This is a genomic window from Kitasatospora sp. NPDC092039, assembly GCF_044756065.1.
GTDB lineage: Bacteria > Actinomycetota > Actinomycetes > Streptomycetales > Streptomycetaceae > Kitasatospora.
In genome coordinates this window covers 148,657-166,976 of sequence record NZ_JBIVSD010000012.1, presented here as the reverse complement: position 1 = coordinate 166,976, position 18,320 = coordinate 148,657, and the positions used below count along the sequence as shown (strand labels likewise).

Genomic DNA, 18,320 nt, shown 5'->3' with positions numbered 1-18,320 from the left:
CGATGCCCGGTAGGTCCGGGTTCTGCGACGATGCAGACATGAGCGCTTCCACCCCGCAGCCCGACCAGTCCATCCGCCCCGCCGACCGCCGGGTCTCCGCCCGGATCGGCGCGATCGCCGAGTCCGCGACCCTCGCCGTGGACGCCAAGGCCAAGGCCCTCAAGGCCGCCGGCCGTCCGGTCATCGGCTTCGGTGCCGGCGAGCCCGACTTCCCCACCCCGGACTACATCGTCGAGGCGGCCGTCGAGGCCTGCCGCGACCCGAAGAACCACCGCTACACCCCGGCGGGTGGCCTGCCCGAGCTGAAGGCCGCGATCGCCGCCAAGACGCTGCGCGACTCGGGCTACCAGGTGGACGCCTCCCAGGTGCTGGTCACCAACGGCGGCAAGCAGGCGATCTACGAGGCCTTCGCGGCGATCCTGGACCCGGGCGACGAGGTCATCATCCCGGCCCCGTACTGGACCACCTACCCGGAGTCGGTCCAGCTGGCCGGCGGCGTCCCGGTGGAGGTCGTCTCCGACGAGACCACCGGCTACAAGGTGTCGGTCGAGCAGCTGGAGGCCGCGCGCACCGAGAACACCAAGGTGGTGCTGTTCGTCTCGCCGTCCAACCCGACCGGCGCGGTGTACACCGAGGCCGAGGCCGAGGCGATCGGCCGCTGGGCGCTGGAGCACGGCCTGTGGGTGCTCACCGACGAGATCTACGAGCACCTGGTGTACGGCGACGCCACCTTCACCTCGCTGCCGGCCCTGCTGCCCGAGCTGGCCGACAAGTGCATCGTGGTCAACGGTGTCGCCAAGACCTACGCGATGACCGGCTGGCGGGTGGGCTGGGTGATCGGCCCCAAGGACGTCGTCAAGGCCGCGACCAACCTCCAGTCGCACGCCACCTCGAACGTCTCCAACGTCGCCCAGCGCGCCGCCCTGGCCGCCGTGGCCGGTGACCTGGACGCGGTCGCCGAGATGCGCGAGGCCTTCGACCGCCGCCGCAGGACCATCGTGCGGATGCTCAACGAGATCGACGGCGTGTTCTGCCCCGAGCCCGAGGGCGCCTTCTACGCCTACCCGTCGGTCAAGGGCCTGCTGGGCAAGGAGATCCGCGGCAAGCGCCCGCAGACCTCCGGCGAGCTGGCCGCCCTGATCCTGGACGAGGCCGAGGTCGCGGTCGTCCCGGGCGAGGCCTTCGGCACCCCCGGCTACCTGCGGCTCTCCTACGCGCTCGGCGACGCCGACCTGATCGAGGGCGTCAGCCGGGTCCAGAAGCTGCTCGGCGAGGCCCGCGACTGACGCCGTTCCGGCACTGGCGTCAATCCGACATACGGGATTCACCCGGCACACCGCCTCCTTTCACCCCTTCAGGGGATGCGAAGGAGGCGGTTCCCGTTCGGGGGCCTCATACGGCAGTATCGGTGAATGGAACGCCTGTTGAACCCGCGAGACGTCAGGGGCCTCCCGAAGGCCCACCTGCACCTGCACTTCACCGGCTCGATGCGGCCCGCCACCCTCCTGGAGCTGGCCGACAAGCACGGCGTCCGGCTGCCGGAGGCGCTCAGCTCCGGTGAGCCGCCCCGGCTGCGGGCCACCGACGAGCGGGGCTGGTTCCGCTTCCAGCGGCTGTACGACACCGCCCGCTCGGTGCTGCGGGACGAGGCGGACATCCGCCGGCTGGTCCTGGAGACCGCCGAGGACGAGAAGCGGGACGGCTCCCGCTGGCTGGAGATCCAGGTCGACCCGACCTCGTACGCGCCCCGGCTGGGCGGGCTGATCCCGGCGCTGGAGCTGATCCTGGACGCGGTGGAGCACGCCGCCGCGGCCACCGGGGTGGGCATCCGGGTCCTGGTCGCGGCCAACCGGATGAAGTCCCCGATGGACGCCCGGACGCTGGCCCGGCTGGCCGTCCGCTACGCCGACCACGGGGTGGTCGGCTTCGGCCTCTCCAACGACGAACGCCGGGGCCTGGCCCGGGACTTCGACCGGGCTTTCGCGATCGCCCGCAAGGGCGGACTGCTGGCGGCCCCGCACGGCGGCGAGCTGTCCGGCCCGGAGTCCGTCCGGGACTGCCTGGACGACCTGGGCGCCGGCCGGATCGGCCACGGCGTGCGGGCCGCCGAGGACCCCCGGCTGATGGAGCGGCTGGCGGACCGCCAGGTCACCTGCGAGGTCTGCCCCTCCTCCAACGTCTCGCTCGGCGTCTACGAGCACCCCGAGGAGGTCCCGCTGCGCCGGCTCTTCGACGCCGGGGTGCCGCTCGCGCTGGGCGCCGACGACCCGCTGCTGTTCGGCAGCCGGCTGGCCGCCCAGTACGAGCTGGTCCGGGACGTGCTGGGCTTCTCCGACACCGAACTCGCCGAGCTGGCGCGGCAGTCGGTGCGCGGTTCGGTCGCGCCGGAGGCCGTCCGCAAGGAGCTGCTGGCGGACATCGACGCCTGGCTGGCGGACGGCCGCGCTCCCGCGGACCGGGCCGCGGTGCCCGCCTAGCCGGCGGCCGTCCGGGGTCCGCCCCGGGCCCGGGCCCTGGTCAGAGCTCGACGCCCACCATCACCGGCTCGTTCACCAGCTCCACCCCGAAGGCCTCGCGGACCCCGTCCCGGATCTCCCGGGCCAGCGCCAGCAGGTCGTCGGCGGTGGCCGAGCCGCGGTTGGTGAGGGCCAGGGTGTGCTTGGTGGAGAGCGTCGCCGGGCCGCTGCCGTAGCCCTTGCCGAAGCCCGAGCGGTCGATCAGCCAGGCCGCCGAGGTCTTGGTGCAGCCCTCCGGGGCCGGGTAGGCGGGGGCGTCCTCGGCGCCCGGGCGGGTGCGGAAGGACTCGTACTGCGCGGCCGTGAGCACCGGGTTGGTGAAGAAGGAGCCGGCCGACCAGGTGTCGTGGTCCGCCGGGTCCAGCACCATGCCCTTGCCGGCGCGCAGCAGCAGCACCGCGTTCCACGCGGTGTCGACCGCCACCCGGTCGCCCTGCCCGACGCCCAGGTGCCGGGCGGTCTCGGCGTAGCGGACGGGGGTGGAGAGCCCGCCGTTGTCCTCCAGGCGGAACCGCACCCGCAGCACCACGTAGCGGTCCGGATCGGCCTTGAAGCGGCTGTGCCGGTAGGAGAAGGCGCACTCGGCGTTCGGGAGCACGACCACCTCGTCGGCGGCGCGGTCGTACGCGACCACCTCGGTGATCGCCTGCGCGACCTCCTGGCCGTACGCGCCCACGTTCTGCACCGGGGTGGCACCCGCCGAGCCGGGGATGCCGGCCAGGAACTCGACGCCCGCCAGGCGGTGGTCGAGCACGGTCCGGCGGACCACCTCGGACCAGGTCTCGCCGGCCGCGACCTCCAGGCCGGTGCCGTCCAGGGCGAAGCCCTCGGTGGCGATCCGCAGCACGGTGCCGGGGAAGCCGGCGTCACCGATCACCAGGTTGGAGCCGCCGCCGAGGACCAGCAGCGGCTCGTCGGCCGCGTCGGCCTCGCGGACGGCGGCGATCACCTCGTCGTCGGTGTGGGCGGTCACCAGCCGGCGGGCCGGGCCGCCGAGCCGGAGCGTGGTCAGCGGGGCGAGGGGGGCGTCGTTTTCTACCAGCACGCCCACCAGCGTACGGGTGGCAGGGATGCCCCCCGGCACCCCTGCCACCCGTCGCCCGGCGCTCCGGCGCTCCGGCCCGCCCGGCGCTCCGGCTCGGCCTGCGCTCCGGCGCCTCAGACCCGCGCCGGCTCGGCCGGTGCCCCGGCCCGCTCCTCCCGCGCCCCCGCCGGCGCGGCCGCCACGGCCTGCGCCCCGCGCCGACCCGGGATGCACACCGCGGCGAGCGCGCCGAGCCCGACGGCCGCCCCGCCGACGTACAGCGCGGGCACCAGCCCGTCCGTGAACGCCTGCGCCGACTGGTAGCCGCCGTGCGCCGAAAACACCGCCGCGAGCACGGCGACCCCGAGCGCCCCGCCGACCTCACGCAGCGCGTTGTTGGCGCCGGAGGCGATCCCCTGCTCCTGCGGCCGGACGCTGGCCATCACCAGCTGGGCGGTCGGGCCGAAGTACAGCGACATGCCGATCCCGCAGATCACAATGGCCGGGATCTGGGCGGGGTAGTCGAGGCCGGTGCCCCCGTCCGCGACCAGGCCGAACAGCACCAGGCCCACGGCCTGCAGCGCCAGCCCGGCGGCCACGATCGACCGGCCGCCGATCCGGTCGGAGACGATGCCCGCGACCGGCGAGACCAGCAGCGGCATCGCCGTCCACGGCAGCATCCGGACGCCCGCCTCCTGCGGGCTGAAGCCCCCGACGCCCTGGAGGTACTGGCTGATCAGGAAGATCGAGCCGAACATCCCCAGGTACATCAGCAGGCTGGCCGCGTTGACGGCGGAGAAGGCCCGGCTGCGGAACAGCCGCATCGGCAGCATCGGGTGGACGGCCACCCGCTGCTCGTACCAGACGAAGGCGGCCAGCAGCAGGGTGCCGGCGACCAGCGAGCCGAGGACCAGCGGGCTGGTCCAGCCGTCCGGGTTGCCGCGGATCAGGCCGAGCACGAGCCCGAACATCCCCAGGCTGACCAGCAGGGTGCCGGGCACGTCCAGGGCCCGGCCCGCGCCCCGGCTCTCGCCGAGCCGCAGGAAGGCCAGCGGCAGCAGGACCAGGCCGACCGGGACGTTCACCCAGAAGATCCACTGCCAGGAGAAGTGCTCGGTCAGCGAGCCGCCGATCAGCGGCCCGGCGGCGACGGCGAGGCCGCTGACGCCCGACCAGACGCCGAAGGCCAGCCCCCGCCTGGCCTCGGGCACGGCGGCGGTGAGCAGGGTGAGGGTGAGCGGCATCATCACCGCGGCTCCGGTGCCCTGGAGGGCGCGGGCGGCGATCAGCTCGCCGATGCCCGGGGACAGCGCGGCCGCGGCGGAGCCGGCGGTGAAGACCGCCAGACCGACCAGGAAGATCCGGCGGCGGCCGAAGCGGTCGCCGAGCGCGGCGCCGAACATCAGCAGCACGGCGAAGCTCAGGGTGTAGGCGCTGACCGTCCATTCGAGGTCGGACAGCCCGCCGCCGAGCTCCTCGCGGATCGACGGCAGTGCGGTGGTGACCACCAGGTTGTCCAGGGCGGCCATGAAACTGGCCGCGCTGACGATCACCAGGGTCCAGATCGCGGTTCTGCCCATGGCCGGTTTCTCCGTCATGACGTCCCCCAGGTTCCTTAGGTAGTAATTGCTCAATAACTTTCGTGGGCCGAAAGGAGGCCGCACGGACGCACCGCGCGGCCGGTCTACTCGGACGCCCCGGACTCCCCGTGTTCCCCGGAGGCCCCGGGCTCCCCGTGCTCGCCGAAGCCGGTCCACATCCGGTGGTCCGGGGGGTAGCCCAGCGCCACCAGGGTGTTGATCAGCATCCCGTACGCGAAGAACCGCGTGGCGTCCTCCATGTCGCCGCCGATCCGGATCCTGACCCGGTCGAACAGGTTCTCCCACAGCCGTCGGGCGGCCTCGCCGATCTCCTCCTCGCCGGCCACCCGGGCCGTGAAGACCGAGACGTAGAGCTGCATCTGCATCATGAGCTGGTCGCGGTCCTCGACCAGGCTCAGGTACGCGCCGGACATCGCCTCGGCGGCCTCCTCGCCGGACAGCCCGGCCGAGGCCTCGTCGAACACCCGCCAGGTCTCCTCGACGCAGCGCTCGGCGGCGGCGGCGAAGATCGCCTGCTTGCCCGGGAACAGCCGGAACAGGTACGGCTGCGAGACGCCCACCCGGCGGGCGATCGCCTCGGTGGAGGTGCCGTGGTAGCCACCCCGGGCGAACTCGATCAGGGCGGCCCGGACGACGCTCTCGCGCCGCTCCTCCGCGCTCATCCGGATGCTCGACTTCGCCATGGGCACCAAGTTAGTGGCCAATCACTAGCTACGCAAGGCCCGCGGCCGCGGCCGGAACTCCCGTGCGGTACGGGCTCCGGCCGCGGCCGCCGTCGGGCGGGAGCCGCTCAGCCGAGCCGGACGACGGCCCGGGACATGCCGAGCACCTTCTGGCCGCCCGTGGTGGCCAGCAGGTCGACCTGCACCCTGCGGTCGTCCAGCTTCTTGGCGACCTTGGCCGAGACCTCGACCACCGCGCCGACGCCGTCGTTCGGCACCGGCACGGGGCGGGTGAAGCGCACGCCGTACTCGACCACCGCGGCCGGGTCGCCGACCCAGTCGGTGACCACCCGGATCGCCTCGGCCATGGTGAACATGCCGTGCGCGATGACGTCCGGCAGGCCGACCTCCAGAGCGAACCTCTCGTTCCAGTGGATCGGGTTGAAGTCTCCCGAGGCGCCCGCGTAGCGCACCAGTGTGTCGCGGGTCACCGGGAAGGACTGCGCCGGCAGCTCGGTGCCGACCTCGACCTCGTCGTAGCTGATCGCCATCGCGCTCACTCCCCCGCCTCGTCGGCGGCCCGGGCCACCAGGGTCATGACCGACGTCACAACGTGCTCGCCGGTCGCGTCCGTCACCTCGCCACGCACGGTGAGCACGTCGTTGCCCGCCAGTGACTTGATGTTGTCGATGGTCACCGCGACCGAGAGCCGGTCGCCGGCCCGCACCGGGCGGCTGTAGGCGAACTTCTGGTCGCCGTGCACCACCCGGGTGAAGTCCAGGCCCAGCTCCGGGTCCTCGACCACCTGGCCCGCCGCGCGGTAGGTGATCACGAACGGGAAGGTCGGCGGGGCGATCACGTCGGGGTGGCCCAGCGCCTTCGCCGCCTCCGGGTCGGTGTACGCGGGGTTGGCGTCGCCGATCGCGGTCGCGAACTCGCGGATCTTCTCCCGGCCGACCTCGTACGGCTCGGTGGGCGGGTAACTACGCCCGATGAAGGAGGGGTCGAGCGCCATGGCAGCTCCTCGGAACGCGGGTGGATACGAAAAAACTCCGGGCCGCACCCCCCATGAGGGATGCGGCCCGGAGTAGAAGACCTGAATTCACACAGGCCCGGCGCCCTGCAACAGGGTCAGCGGGTCTCGCGGTGCGCGGTGTGCGAGTTGCAGCGGGGGCAGTGCTTCTTCATCTCAAGACGGTCCGGGTCGTTACGCCGGTTCTTCTTGGTGATGTAGTTCCGCTCCTTGCACTCCACGCAGGCCAGCGTGATCTTCGGGCGGACATCGGTGGCAGCCACGGGAGTGCCTTCCTTGGACAACGAATAAGAACACGACAAGAGTAGCCGACCGGGAGTGCGATCTCCCGACCGACTACGCGGGGTAGCGGTGACCGGACTTGAACCGGTGACACAGCGATTATGAGCCGCTTGCTCTACCAACTGAGCTACACCGCCACAGTGATCCGCAGCACAGCCGGAGCTGACTGCTTCTCACCCGAGCCCCCATGCGGAATCGAACCGCAGACCTTCTCCTTACCATGGAGACGCTCTACCGACTGAGCTATAGGGGCGAACGAGGAAGAGATTACACGTTTCGCGGCCGGAGGTGAAATCCGTATCCCGCGGCGAAGACCGCAGGTGGGCGAGGGGTACGGACGGACGATCCAAGGCCCGGCGTTCGATCGGCCTCCGAGCCGCACGGCCCGACCCGATACGACTATTGCCCGCCTCCCGGCGCCCCGCCCCCCGGGCCCATAGGCTCGACGCTCATTGATCGGGAGGGCTGGCCGGTGGGACGGGCCAGCCGTACGGGGCCGACCGCACGGGCCGGCCCGAGAAGGAGCCGGCGATGGACAGCGCAGCCGCCGACGGGCCGCACTCCGGGCCCGACCCGGCGGCCAACCCGCTCGGGCACGGCCCGGTCCTCCTGCTCACCGGCGCCAGGCTGGCCGACGGGCGGGTGGTGGACGTCCGGATCAGCGGCGACCGGATCCAGGCGGTCGGCACCGTCGGCAGCCTCGGCCCGCTGCCCGCCCTGCCCGGCGCCCCCACCGTCACCACCGGCGCCCGGATCGACCTGCGCGGCTACCTGCTGCTCCCGGCCCCCGCCGAGGCGCACGCCCACTACGACGCCGCCTTCTCCGCCGCCCTCTCCACCCCGCCGCCGGACACCCCCGCCGACCTCACCCGGCGGGTCACCGAGGCCGCGCTGACCTCGCTCGGCTACGGCGCCACCGCCCAGCGCACCCACGTCCGGATCGGCGACGTGCACGGGCTGCGCCGGCTGGAGGCGGTGCTCACCGCCCGGCAGGCGCTGAGCGGGCTGGCCGAGCTCCAGGCGGTGGCGATGCCCCGGCTGCTCACCGGGCGGGCCGGGGCGGACAGCCGGGCGCAGCTTCGCGAGGCGCTCAAACTGGGCGCCACGGCGGCCGGCGGCTGCCCGGAGCTGGACCCCGACCCGGCCGGGTACGTGCAACTGCTGCTGGAGGCCGCCCGGGAGGCGGACTGCTCGGTGGACCTGCACACCAGTGCCGCCGACGCCGCCCAACTGGCCCGGATGGCCGGGGCGTTGGCGCCGCTGCGGCCGCGGGTGACACTCGGCCCGTGCGGGGCGCTGCCCCGGGGCGCGTCGACGGTGCTGGCGACCAGCGGGATCCGGGTGGTCTGCCTGCCGCAGAACGGCTGCTGCACCGGACTGGATGGCCGGATGACGGGCCTGCGGCCGGGCCTGGTACGGGAGTTGGCGGCCGCCCGGGTGCCGCTGGCGGCGGGCAGCGGGGCGCTGCGCGATCCGTCCAACCCGGTCGGCCGGGCGGATCCGCTGGAGTCGGCCTATCTGCTGGCGGCCGGTGGGGAGTTGGACCCGGCGGCGGCGTACGACGCGGTGGCGAACCAGGCCCGGGCGGCGCTCGGCCTGGCGCCGGTCCGGGTGGACGCCGGGTTCCCGGCGGAGCTGCTGGCGGTGCGCGGGGACAGCCTGGCCGGGGCGCTCGCGGGCGGGCACAGCCGGCTGGTGGTGCACAGCGGCCGGGTGGTCAGCCGGACCAGCGCGGTCCGGGAGTTCGCGGACACCGTGGCGCTGGCGCTGCCCCGGCAGTGCGGGGGCGAGGACGGCTGAACCGGGGCGAGGACGGCTGAACCGGAGCCGGAAGGCATTGGGGGCGCGCGACGGGTGTCGCGCGCCCCTCCCCCACCTGCCGGCCGTCCGTGGACGGCGTCCGGAGCGACCCCAGACCTCCCCCACACGGAGCAGGGCCCGCTCCCTCGGCACCGACACTACGTCCGCGGAGCACCGCCGCCGGGCCGCCTTGACGCCCTCCTGTCGCCCAGCGGACCGCTCTTGACGGCACGTTGACAGGTTCGGCGGCCCGGTCGGCCGGACGGTCACAGCGGTCACGGCACGTACCGGTACCCGATCCCCGGCTCGGTGACCAGGTGCCGCGGCCGGGCCGGGTCGCGTTCCAGCTTGCGGCGCAGCCCCGCGAAGTAGACCCGCAGGTAGTTGCCGCGCCCCTCCTGGGCCGGGCCCCACACCTCGCGCAGGATCTGCCGCCCGGGCACCAGCCGACCGGGGTTGGCGAGCAGCAGGGTGAGGATGCGCCACTCGGTCGGGGTGAGCCGGACCGGGCCGTTCGGGCCGTTCACCGCGGTGGCCACGAGGTCCACGGTGTGGTCGCCGATCACCGGCCGGCCCGGCGGCACGTCGCCCGGCAGCACGCCGCCCGGCGGCCGGCGCAGCACGGCGCGCAGCCGGGCCAGCAGCTCGTCCATCAGGAACGGCTTGGTGAGGTAGTCGTCGGCACCCGCGTCCAGGGCGCCCACCTTGTCGGCGGCGTCCGTCCGGCCGGAGAGCACGATGACCGGCACCGCGCTGTGGGTGCGCAGGCCGCGCAGCACGTCCATCCCGTCGAGGTCGGGCAGGCCGAGGTCGAGCAGGACGGCGTCCGGGGAGGAGTGCGCGGCGCGGTCGAGCGCCTCGCCGCCGCTGGCGGCGGTGCGGACGGCGTACTGCCGGGCGCTGAGGTTGATCCGCAGGATGCGCAGCAGGGCCGGCTCGTCGTCGACGACCAGGATCTCCCTCGCTCCGCGGGACACGGGCCTCCCGGTGATTCGTTCACTCCGTTCGCTCATGCGTCCGCCTCGCTTCGCTCGGCAGTCGCTTCGCGGGACACGCACCTTCCGGTGATTCGTTCACTCCGTTCACTCATGCGGCGGTTCCTCCCCAGGGGCGGCGGGCAGGGTGAGCAGCATGGTGGTGCCGCCGCCCGGGGTGTCCTCGACCTCCAGGCTGCCGCCCATCGCCTCGGCGAGGCCGCGGGAGAGGGCGAGTCCGAGGCCGACGCCGGTGGTGTTGTCGGTGTCGCCGAGGCGCTGGAAGGGCAGGAAGACCCGGTCGCGGTCCTCGGGGGCGATGCCGGGTCCGCGGTCGATCACCCGGATCTCGACCTGTTCGGCGTGGTGGCTGGCGGTGACCAGGACGGGCGCGCCGGGGGCGTTGTGGCGCAGCGCGTTGGTGACCACGTTGGCGAGCACCCGCTCCAGCAGCGGGGGGTCGGCGAGCACCGGCGGGGTGGTGTCCAGGTCCAGCGGCTGGACCGGCACGTACGGGTCCGGGAGGCTGTCGAGTGCCCGGGGCAGGATCTCGTCCAGGTGGGTCTCGGTGAGGTGCAGGGTGAGCGCGCCGGCCTGGAGGCGGCTCATGTCGAGCAGGTTGTCGACCAGCCGGGTGAGCTTGGCCAGCGACTCGTCGGCGGTGGCGAGGAGTTCGGCCTGGTCCTCGGAGGAGAACTCGACGTCGGGGCTGCGCAGCGAGCCGACCGAGGCGCGGGCGGCGGCCAGCGGGGTGCGCAGGTCGTGGCTGACGGCGGCGAGCAGGGCGGTGCGCATCCGGTCGGCGGCCTTGATCGGCTCGACCTCGGCGGCGACCACGGCCAGCCGGTCGCGCTCCAGCGCGGCGGCGACGTGGGCGGCGAAGGCGGTCAGCACCCGCTGGTCGGCGGCGGGCAGCCGGCGGCCGGTGAGCACCAGCACGGCGTCCTGGCCGACCGGGACCTCGGTGGTCTCGTACGGTCCCTCGCCGTCGCCCTGGTGGTCCCCCTCGCAGTGCGCGAGCACCTCGCCGTCGGCCCGGGAGAGCAGGGCGACGGCCCGCATGCCGAAGGCCGTCCGGGACTTCTCCAGCAGGGCGGGCAGCGCGTCGGCGCCGCGCAGCACGCTGCCGGCCAGGGTGGAGAGGGTCTCGGCCTCGGCGGTGGCGCGGGCGGCCCGGCTGGTGAGCCGGCCGGCGTGGTCGACCACGGTGGAGACGGTGAGCGCGATGGCGGCGAACACCGCCAGGGCGACGATGTTGTTGGTCTCGCCGATGGTCAGGCTGTGGATCGGCGGGATGAAGTAGTAGTTGAGCAGCACCGAGGCGACGACCGAGGCCAGCAGGGCCGACACCGCGCCGCCGAGCAGGGCGACGACGACCACGCCCAGCTGGAAGATCAGCGCGTCGGTGGTCAGGTTGATGCCGTGGTCCGCCCGCGGGAGCAGGACGGTGAGCACCCAGGGCAGCACCAGGCCGGCCAGGTAGCCGGCGACGGTGCGGCGCCGGGAGTGGCGCCGGCCGAGCGAGGGCAGCCGGCCGCGGCCGGTGAACTCGTGGGTGACCATGTGGACGTCGATGTCCTCGGAGGCGTCCACGGTGGTCTGTCCGGTGCCGGGGCCGGTGAGGAAGCGGTTGATCCGGCCGCGGCGGCTGGTGCCGAGCACCAGCTGGGTGGCGTCGTGGGCGCGGGCGAAGGTGAGCAGCGCGGTGGGGACGTCGTCGCCGACCACCACGTGGTAGCTGCCGCCGAGGGTCTCCACCAGCTGCCGCTGCTGGGCGAGCGCGCCGGAGGAGGCGCCGGCCAGGCCGTCGCTGCGGGAGACGTGGACGGCCAGCAGTTCGCCGCCGGCCGTGCGGTCGGCGATCCGGGCGGCGCGGCGGATCAGGGTCTCGCCCTCGGGGCCGCCGGTGAGGGCGACCACGACCCGTTCGCGGGTCTCCCAGACCCGGTCGATGTTGTGGCTGGCCCGGTAGTCGCGCAGGCCCTCGTCCACCCGTCCGGCCACCCAGAGCAGGGCGAGCTCGCGCAGGGCGGTGAGGTTGCCGACCCGGAAGTAGTTGGAGAGCGCGGCGTCCACCTTCTCCGCCCGGTAGACGTTGCCGTGGGCCATCCGGCGGCGCAGTGCCTGCGGGGCCATGTCGACGAGTTCGAGCTGGTCGGCCCGGCGGACCACCTCGTCCGGGACGGTCTCGCGCTGCGGGATTCCGGTGATCTTCCGAACGACGTCGTTCAGCGACTCCAGGTGCTGGACGTTGACGGTGGTGATGACGTCGATCCCGGCGGCGAGCAGCTCCTCGACGTCCTGCCAGCGCTTGGCGTGCCGGCCGCCGGGGATGTTGGTGTGCGCCAGCTCGTCCACCAGCACGACGGACGGGCGGCGGGCGAGCAGGCCGTCGAGGTCCATCTCCTCGAACTCGGCGTCCCGGTAGGAGCGGTGCACCCGCGGCAGGACCTCCAGGCCGGCCAGCATGGCCTCGGTGTGGCGTCTGCCGTGGCACTCGATGTACCCGACCACGACGTCGGCCCCGCGCTCCTGTCTGCGCCGGGCCTCGTCCAGCATCCGGTAGGTCTTGCCGACGCCCGGCGCGGAGCCGAGGTACACCCTCAGCCGGCCACCGCGGTTGCCGGTGCCGGTGGTGAGGTCGCGGGCCATGGGCACTGCTCTTTCCATCGGGAGGTGGTGCACGTCTGCGGCCGCGGGCCGGCCGGCCCGGGCGCGGGAGGCGTGCTCCGGCGCCCGGGCCGGCCCGGTCACCCGACTGTGCGGGGCGGTGTCACTTCTGCTCGCTGAGCGCCTTGTTGAGCAGCAGGACGTTGACTCCTCCGTCGCCGAGGAAGCCGAGCGAGCGGCCCTCGGTGTACTTCTCGACCAGCTTGTCCACCGTCTCCACCGGCAGGTCGCGCGCCTTGGCGACCCGGTTGACCTGCTCCTCGGCGTACGCGACGGAGATGTGCGGGTCGAGGCCGGAGCCGGAGGCGGTCAGCGCGTCGGCCGGAACGCTCGCCGGGTCGACGCCGTCGAACGCGGCGACGGCGGCGCGGCGGTCGTCGACGGCCTTCAGCAGGTCCTCGCTGTTCGGGCCCTGGTTCGAGGCGGCGGACGAGGACGCGTCGTAGCCGGTCCCGGCGGCCGAGGGGCGGGGCTGGAACCACTGCGGGTCCGGCCGGGCCTCCTCGTCCGGGTCCGCGGGGTTCTTCTTCGGGAGGTCGAAGCTCTGGCCGATCAGGCTGGAGCCGACCTCCCTGCCGTCGGACTTCACCGGAGAGCCGTTCGCCCGGTCGTCGAAGGCGACCTGGGAGATGCCGGTGACCAGCAGCGGGTAGACGATCCCGAGGACCACGGTGAGCACGAGGAGTACCCGCAGGGCCGTGAAGTGGGTGCGGAGGATCGTCGGCAGGGGCTTGGACATGGTTTTCTCTCCTTCCCGCGTCAGCCGAGGCCGGGGATGAACTGGACGATCAGGTCGATCAGCTTGATGCCGACGAACGGCACCACCAGGCCGCCGAAGCCGTAGACCCCGATGTTGCGGCGCAGCAGCGAACTCGCGTCAGCGGGCCGGTACTTCACGCCGCGCAGGGCGAGCGGGATGAGGCCGATGATGACCAGGGCGTTGAAGACGATCGCCGAGGTGATCGCGGACTGCGGGCTGTGCAGGCCCATGATGTCGAGGTGGCTCAGGCCCGGGTAGACCCCGGCGAACATCGCGGGGATGATCGCGAAGTACTTGGCCACGTCGTTGGCGATCGAGAAGGTGGTCAGCGCGCCGCGGGTGATCAGCAGCTGCTTGCCGATCTCCACGATCTCGATCAGCTTGGTCGGGTTGGAGTCCAGGTCGACCATGTTGCCGGCCTCCTTGGCCGCCATGGTCCCGGTGTTCATCGCGACGCCGACGTCGGCCTGGGCGAGCGCGGGGGCGTCGTTGGTGCCGTCGCCGGTCATCGCGACCAGCTTGCCGCCCTCCTGCTCCTTCCTGATCAGGGCCATCTTGTCCTCGGGCGTGGCCTCGGCGAGGAAGTCGTCCACGCCGGCCTCCTCCGCGATCGCCTTGGCGGTCAGCGGGTTGTCGCCCGTGATCATGACGGTCTTGATGCCCATCCGGCGCAGCTCGTCGAAGCGCTCCCGCATGCCCTCCTTGACCACGTCCTTGAGGTGGACGACCCCCAGGACCCTGGCCGGAGCCGAGCCGACCCTGGTCGCCACCACCAGCGGGGTGCCGCCGGCCGCCGAGATGCCGTCGACCAGCGTCGACACCTCGTCGGTGACCCGGCCGCCGTTCTCGGCGACCCAGTCGGTGACCGCGCCGGCCGCGCCCTTGCGGACCTGGTGGACGCCGTCGGCCTCGTCCAGGTCCACGCCCGACATCCGGGTCTGGGCGGTGAACGGGACCCAGGTGGCGTGGGTCAGCTCGCCCTGGGCGCGGGCCCGCAGGCCGTACCCGGTCTTGGCGAGGACCACGATCGAGCGGCCCTCGGGGGTCTCGTCCGCGAGGGAGGACAGCTGCGCGGCACCGGCCAGTTCGTCCTGGCCGACTCCGGGTGCCGGGACGAACTCGGCGGCCTGGCGGTTGCCCAGGGTGATGGTGCCGGTCTTGTCGAGCAGCAGGGTGTTGACGTCGCCGGCGGCCTCGACGGCGCGGCCGGACATCGCCAGCACGTTGCGCTGCACCAGGCGGTCCATGCCGGCGATGCCGATCGCGGAGAGCAGCGCGCCGATGGTGGTCGGGATGAGCGCCACGATCAGGGCGACCAGCACGATCATCGACTGCGGGGCGCCCGCGTAGCCGGCCATCGGCTGGAGCGTGACGACCGCGACCAGGAAGACGACGGTCAGCGAGGCCAGCAGGATGTTGAGCGCGATCTCGTTCGGCGTCTTCTGCCGGGCGGCGCCCTCGACCAGGGCGATCATCCGGTCGATGAAGGACTTGCCGGGCTCCGCGGCGATCTTCACCACGATCCGGTCGGACAGCACCTTGGTGCCGCCGGTGACGGCGCTGCGGTCGCCGCCGGACTCGCGGATGACGGGCGCGGACTCGCCGGTGATCGCCGACTCGTCGACGCTCGCGACGCCCTCGACGACGTCGCCGTCCCCGGGGATGACCTGCCCGGCCTCGACCACCACGTGGTCGCCGAGCCTCAGCTCGGTGCCGGGCACCTCCTCCTCGTCCCGGGTGGCGGGCCAGTTCGTCAGCCGGCGGGCGACGCTCTCGGTCTTGGTCCTGCGCAGGGTGTCGGCCTGGGCCTTGCCTCGGCCCTCGGCGACGGCCTCGGCCAGGTTGGCGAAGACCGTGGTCAGCCAGAGCCAGACGGTGACGGCCCAGGCGAAGACGGACGGGTCGGCGATCGCGGCGACGGTGGTGACCACCGAGCCGACCTCGACCACGAACATCACCGGGTTCTTGACCATCACCCGGGGGTCGAGCTTCCTCACCGCGTCCGGCAGGGACGCGACGATCAGCTTCGGGTCGAGCAGGCCGCCGGCCGCTCTGTGCGGGGCGGCGGGTTCGGCGGGGGTCTCGGCCGGTGCGGGGTTGAGCGTTGGGGTGGACATCAGGAGGACAGACCTTCCGCGATCGGCCCGAGAGCCAGGGCCGGGAAGTAGGTGAGGCCGACGACGATCAGGATCACGCCCGACAGCAGGCCCACGAACAGCGGCTTGTGGGTGGGCAGGGTGCCCGGGGTGGCCGGGACCGGCTGCTGCTGGGCGAGCGAACCCGCCAGCGCCAGGACGAAGACGATCGGCAGCAGGCGGCCGAAGATCATCGCCAGGCCGAGCGCGGTGTCGTACCAGTCGGTGTTGACGGTGATGCCGCCGAAGGCCGAGCCGTTGTTGTTGCTCGCGGAGGTGAAGGCGTACAGCACCTCGGAGAAGCCGTGGGCGCCCGAGTTGAGCATCCCGGCGCGCTCACCCGGCAGGGCCATCGCCACACCCGTGCCGACCAGCACGATCGTCGGCGTGGTGAGGATGTACAGCGAGGCGAACTTCATCTCCCGGCCGCCGAGCTTCTTGCCCAGGTACTCGGGCGTGCGGCCGACCATCAGGCCGGCCACGAACACCGCGACGATCGCCAGCACCAGCATGCCGTACAGGCCGGAGCCCACACCGCCGGGCGCGATCTCGCCCAGCATCATGTCGAAGACCGCCAGCCCGCCGCCGAACGGCGTGTACGAGTCGTGGAAGGAGTTCACCGCACCGGTCGAGGTCAGCGTGGTCGAGGCGGCGAACAGCGAGCTGGCGGCGATGCCGAAGCGCTGCTCCTTGCCCTCCATCGCGGCGCCCGCGGCCTGCAGGGCCGTGCCGGAGTGCTGCGACTCGGCGAGGGTCATCAGGGCGGTGGAGGCGGCCCAGAACAGGCCCATCACCGCGACGATCGCGTAGCCCTGGCGGTCGTCCCCGACCATCCGGCCGAAGGCCCGCGGCAGGGCGAACGGGATCAGCAGGATCAGGAAGACCTCGACCAGGTTGGTGAAGCCGGTCGGGTTCTCGAACGGGTGCGCCGAGTTGGCGTTGAAGAAGCCGCCGCCGTTGGTGCCGAGCAGCTTGATGACCTCCTGGGACGCCACCGGGCCGCCGGGGATCTTCTGCACCTCGCCCGCGAGGGTGGTGACCTCGTGGAAGCCGCGGAAGTTCTGGATCACGCCGTTGGCGGCCAGGACCAGGGCGAAGACGATCGAGATCGGCAGCAGCAGGCGCAGGCTGATCCGGGTCAGGTCCACCCAGAAGTTGCCGACCCGGTCCGTCCGGTTGCGGGTGAAGCCCCGCACCAGCGCGGCGACCACGGCGATGCCGACGGCCGCGGAGACGAAGTTCTGCACCGCCAGGCCCGCCATCTGCACCAGGTGGCCCATCGCGGACTCGCCGCCGTAGGACTGCCAGTTGGTGTTGGCGACGAACGAGATGGCGGTGTTCCAGGCCTGGTGGCCCTCCATCCGCGGAACGCCCAGGCTCAGCAGCAGGTGGCCCTGGAGGCGGATCAGGCCGTAGAGGAAGAGGACGGAGACCGCCGAGAAGGCCAGCACCGAGCGGAGGTAGACCGGCCAGCGCTGGTCCGCGTCGCCGTCGACGCCGATCAGCCGGTAGACGCCGCGCTCGGCTCTGAGGTGCTTGGCGGAGGTGAGGAGCTCGGCGATGTAGTCGCCGAGGGGGCGGTAGCACAGGGCCAGCGCGCCGACGAGGGCGAAGACCTGGAGCCAGCCCGCGAGAGTGGATCCCATGTCAGAACTTCTCCGGGAAGATCAGCGCCACGACGAGGTAGCCGACGAGTGCGACGGCCACGACCAGACCAGCGACGTTCTCGGCGCTCATGCGGCCACCTCGCTGCGCTCGCTGGGCGCCTGGCGCGACACGCGCCCTTCGATGGTTCGTTCGCTGCGCTCGCTCACAGCTTCTCCACCCCCCGCGCGATCAGGGCGATGACGGCGAACACGGCGACCGTGACACCGACGTAGATGAGATCGGACATGGGCTCCACCAGAGTGGTTCGGGAGAGGCCGCGACCTGGCCGGAGGGGCTCGCGCGGCGCCGGTGGACGACCGGCAGAAGCAGCCAACCAGCCGTCAGGGGCGCGTCATGAGGGCCCTGACGCCGTCCATACGGGTGATAGCGCGACGTTGACGCGGCCTTGACGGGCGCTTCACCGGACCGAGACCGTCGCGATCGGGCCGAGATCCTGGCGGCTGCTCCGGCGGCGGTCCGAGAGCGGTCACTGCGGCTGGTCCGCGGCTGATTCGGCGGGTCCGAGAGCGGTCACGGCGGCTGGTCCGGCGGCGGTGGCGACCGTCCCGGGAGACGGAACGGCCCCGGACGGCGGGCTGCCGTCCGGGGCCGTCCTGTTCCCCGTCCCCGGTCACATCCGCATGCGCGGCCGGCAGACCACCGCGTCGGTGTGCCGGCGCAGGGCGCGGCGGCGGCCGGCACCAGCGCGATCGACTCCGGCCCGTACGCGACCGAGGCCGTGGCGTCCGGGGAGAGCGCGGTCGGCCCGCCGAGCGGGCCCGGTCCGGTGGCTGTTGGCGGGGGTGGGGCGAGCCGTTGTCCCGGCGGTCGCCGGCTGGGAAGACGATCAGCTCTGTCGAAGGACTCCCACCCCCGGCACCCCACTCTGCTGCCTACAACCTGTAATTGCAAGCAATGTGCAATAAGTCGGCCCGGAGCCCCGCCCCACGGAACGGCCCCGGACAAACGAAACAGCCCCCGATCTGCGTTTCCGCAGATCGGGGGCTGTTTCCATCCTGTGGCTGGTGCAGGGTTCGAACCTGCGTAGCTTGCGCGACAGATTTACAGGCCGCTGACCAGGGGCGCTCTGACCAGGCAACACTTGATCGCGGACCGGATCTGGTCCGCGCCTGGTCCGAATCATGGTCTCGACGCCCCCTCCCCCGAGCACACGATGGGCCGGCCCGGGCAGCGATCTCCGCTGCCCGGGCCGGCC

15 protein-coding genes and 2 tRNA genes are annotated in these 18,320 nt (G+C 72.9%); 3 read left to right on the top strand and 14 right to left on the bottom strand.

The window, feature by feature from the left end:
* Positions 1 to 38: 38 nt before the first annotated feature.
* Both ACIQI7_RS23790 and ACIQI7_RS23785 read left to right on the top strand, forming a co-directional pair.
* Positions 39 to 1,286 carry a pyridoxal phosphate-dependent aminotransferase gene (locus tag ACIQI7_RS23790; protein WP_401113129.1) on the top strand — a complete coding sequence of 416 codons (1,248 nt, stop codon included), beginning with the start codon at positions 39 to 41 and terminating at the stop codon, positions 1,284 to 1,286.
* Positions 1,287 to 1,412: 126 nt separating this feature from the next.
* Positions 1,413 to 2,477 carry an adenosine deaminase gene (locus ACIQI7_RS23785; protein WP_401113127.1) on the top strand — a complete coding sequence of 355 codons (1,065 nt, stop codon included), beginning with the start codon at positions 1,413 to 1,415 and terminating at the stop codon, positions 2,475 to 2,477.
* A 40-nt stretch (positions 2,478 to 2,517) separates the two neighbouring features.
* Here the strand turns inward: ACIQI7_RS23785 and ACIQI7_RS23780 are convergent, their stop codons facing one another.
* The 8 genes from ACIQI7_RS23780 to ACIQI7_RS23745 form a co-directional block, all read right to left on the bottom strand.
* Positions 2,518 to 3,561 (bottom strand): UDP-N-acetylmuramate dehydrogenase, encoded by a 1,044-nt coding sequence (locus ACIQI7_RS23780; protein ID WP_401113125.1) that lies wholly within the window; start codon positions 3,559 to 3,561, stop codon positions 2,518 to 2,520.
* A 113-nt stretch (positions 3,562 to 3,674) separates the two neighbouring features.
* Complete coding sequence (locus tag ACIQI7_RS23775; RefSeq protein ID WP_401113124.1) at positions 3,675 to 5,138, bottom strand: MFS transporter; 1,464 nt, start codon at positions 5,136 to 5,138, stop codon at positions 3,675 to 3,677.
* A gap of 86 nt (positions 5,139 to 5,224) precedes the next feature.
* Positions 5,225 to 5,824, bottom strand: coding sequence for a TetR/AcrR family transcriptional regulator (locus ACIQI7_RS23770; protein ID WP_401113122.1), 600 nt, complete (start codon positions 5,822 to 5,824; stop codon positions 5,225 to 5,227).
* Positions 5,825 to 5,931: 107 nt separating this feature from the next.
* Positions 5,932 to 6,354 (bottom strand): MaoC family dehydratase, encoded by a 423-nt coding sequence (locus ACIQI7_RS23765; RefSeq protein WP_387760762.1) that lies wholly within the window; start codon positions 6,352 to 6,354, stop codon positions 5,932 to 5,934.
* 5 nt (positions 6,355 to 6,359) lie between these two features.
* Positions 6,360 to 6,818 carry a MaoC family dehydratase N-terminal domain-containing protein gene (locus ACIQI7_RS23760; RefSeq protein ID WP_401113120.1) on the bottom strand — a complete coding sequence of 153 codons (459 nt, stop codon included), beginning with the start codon at positions 6,816 to 6,818 and terminating at the stop codon, positions 6,360 to 6,362.
* A gap of 116 nt (positions 6,819 to 6,934) precedes the next feature.
* Positions 6,935 to 7,099: a 50S ribosomal protein L33 gene (gene rpmG / locus ACIQI7_RS23755; protein ID WP_006604855.1), complete on the bottom strand. Its 165-nt coding sequence runs from the start codon at positions 7,097 to 7,099 to the stop codon at positions 6,935 to 6,937.
* Between the two features lie 83 nt (positions 7,100 to 7,182).
* Positions 7,183 to 7,255, bottom strand: a tRNA-Met gene (locus ACIQI7_RS23750).
* 43 nt (positions 7,256 to 7,298) lie between these two features.
* Positions 7,299 to 7,371 (bottom strand) — tRNA-Thr (locus tag ACIQI7_RS23745).
* 278 nt (positions 7,372 to 7,649) lie between these two features.
* Here ACIQI7_RS23745 and ACIQI7_RS23740 point away from each other — a divergent pair.
* Complete coding sequence (locus ACIQI7_RS23740; protein WP_401113119.1) at positions 7,650 to 8,918, top strand: hydrolase; 1,269 nt, start codon at positions 7,650 to 7,652, stop codon at positions 8,916 to 8,918.
* 275 nt (positions 8,919 to 9,193) lie between these two features.
* On the opposite strand, the gene ACIQI7_RS23735 is transcribed toward ACIQI7_RS23740, so the two are convergent.
* From ACIQI7_RS23735 to kdpF, 6 genes are all read right to left on the bottom strand, one after another.
* The gene (locus tag ACIQI7_RS23735; RefSeq protein WP_401113117.1) at positions 9,194 to 9,931 is read right to left on the bottom strand and encodes a response regulator; all 738 of its coding nucleotides are present in this window, start codon (positions 9,929 to 9,931) and stop codon (positions 9,194 to 9,196) included.
* A gap of 69 nt (positions 9,932 to 10,000) precedes the next feature.
* Complete coding sequence (locus ACIQI7_RS23730) at positions 10,001 to 12,544, bottom strand: ATP-binding protein (RefSeq protein ID WP_401113116.1); 2,544 nt, start codon at positions 12,542 to 12,544, stop codon at positions 10,001 to 10,003.
* Positions 12,545 to 12,665: 121 nt separating this feature from the next.
* A complete protein-coding gene (gene kdpC / locus ACIQI7_RS23725; RefSeq protein ID WP_401113114.1) occupies positions 12,666 to 13,301 on the bottom strand; it encodes a potassium-transporting ATPase subunit KdpC in 636 nt (211 codons plus the stop codon).
* A 20-nt stretch (positions 13,302 to 13,321) separates the two neighbouring features.
* Positions 13,322 to 15,439, bottom strand: a complete 2,118-nt coding sequence (gene kdpB / locus ACIQI7_RS23720) for a potassium-transporting ATPase subunit KdpB (protein ID WP_401113112.1) — start codon at positions 15,437 to 15,439, stop codon at positions 13,322 to 13,324.
* A complete protein-coding gene (gene kdpA, locus ACIQI7_RS23715; protein ID WP_401113110.1) occupies positions 15,439 to 17,103 on the bottom strand; it encodes a potassium-transporting ATPase subunit KdpA in 1,665 nt (554 codons plus the stop codon). The genes kdpB and kdpA overlap by 1 nt, the downstream gene beginning before the upstream one ends.
* A 1-nt stretch (position 17,104) precedes the next feature.
* The gene (gene kdpF, locus ACIQI7_RS23710; protein ID WP_401113108.1) at positions 17,105 to 17,194 is read right to left on the bottom strand and encodes a K(+)-transporting ATPase subunit F; all 90 of its coding nucleotides are present in this window, start codon (positions 17,192 to 17,194) and stop codon (positions 17,105 to 17,107) included.
* Between the last annotated feature and the right edge of the window lie 1,126 nt (positions 17,195 to 18,320).

Bases quoted from the DNA above. Each gene is read 5' to 3' on its own strand.
- ACIQI7_RS23735 (WP_401113117.1), bottom strand. From the start codon at position 9,931: ATGAGCGAACGGAGTGAACGAATCACCGGGAGGCCCGTGTCCCGCGGA.
- ACIQI7_RS23730 (WP_401113116.1), bottom strand. From the start codon at position 12,544: ATGGCCCGCGACCTCACCACCGGCACCGGCAACCGCGGTGGCCGGCTG.
- ACIQI7_RS23770 (WP_401113122.1), bottom strand. From the start codon at position 5,824: ATGGCGAAGTCGAGCATCCGGATGAGCGCGGAGGAGCGGCGCGAGAGC.
- ACIQI7_RS23785 (WP_401113127.1), top strand. From the start codon at position 1,413: ATGGAACGCCTGTTGAACCCGCGAGACGTCAGGGGCCTCCCGAAGGCC.
- kdpF (WP_401113108.1), bottom strand. From the start codon at position 17,194: ATGAGCGCCGAGAACGTCGCTGGTCTGGTCGTGGCCGTCGCACTCGTC.
- ACIQI7_RS23790 (WP_401113129.1), top strand. From the start codon at position 39: ATGAGCGCTTCCACCCCGCAGCCCGACCAGTCCATCCGCCCCGCCGAC.
- kdpB (WP_401113112.1), bottom strand. From the start codon at position 15,439: ATGTCCACCCCAACGCTCAACCCCGCACCGGCCGAGACCCCCGCCGAA.
- ACIQI7_RS23760 (WP_401113120.1), bottom strand. From the start codon at position 6,818: ATGGCGCTCGACCCCTCCTTCATCGGGCGTAGTTACCCGCCCACCGAG.
- kdpC (WP_401113114.1), bottom strand. From the start codon at position 13,301: ATGTCCAAGCCCCTGCCGACGATCCTCCGCACCCACTTCACGGCCCTG.
- ACIQI7_RS23775 (WP_401113124.1), bottom strand. From the start codon at position 5,138: ATGACGGAGAAACCGGCCATGGGCAGAACCGCGATCTGGACCCTGGTG.
- ACIQI7_RS23765 (WP_387760762.1), bottom strand. From the start codon at position 6,354: ATGGCGATCAGCTACGACGAGGTCGAGGTCGGCACCGAGCTGCCGGCG.
- kdpA (WP_401113110.1), bottom strand. From the start codon at position 17,103: ATGGGATCCACTCTCGCGGGCTGGCTCCAGGTCTTCGCCCTCGTCGGC.
- ACIQI7_RS23740 (WP_401113119.1), top strand. From the start codon at position 7,650: ATGGACAGCGCAGCCGCCGACGGGCCGCACTCCGGGCCCGACCCGGCG.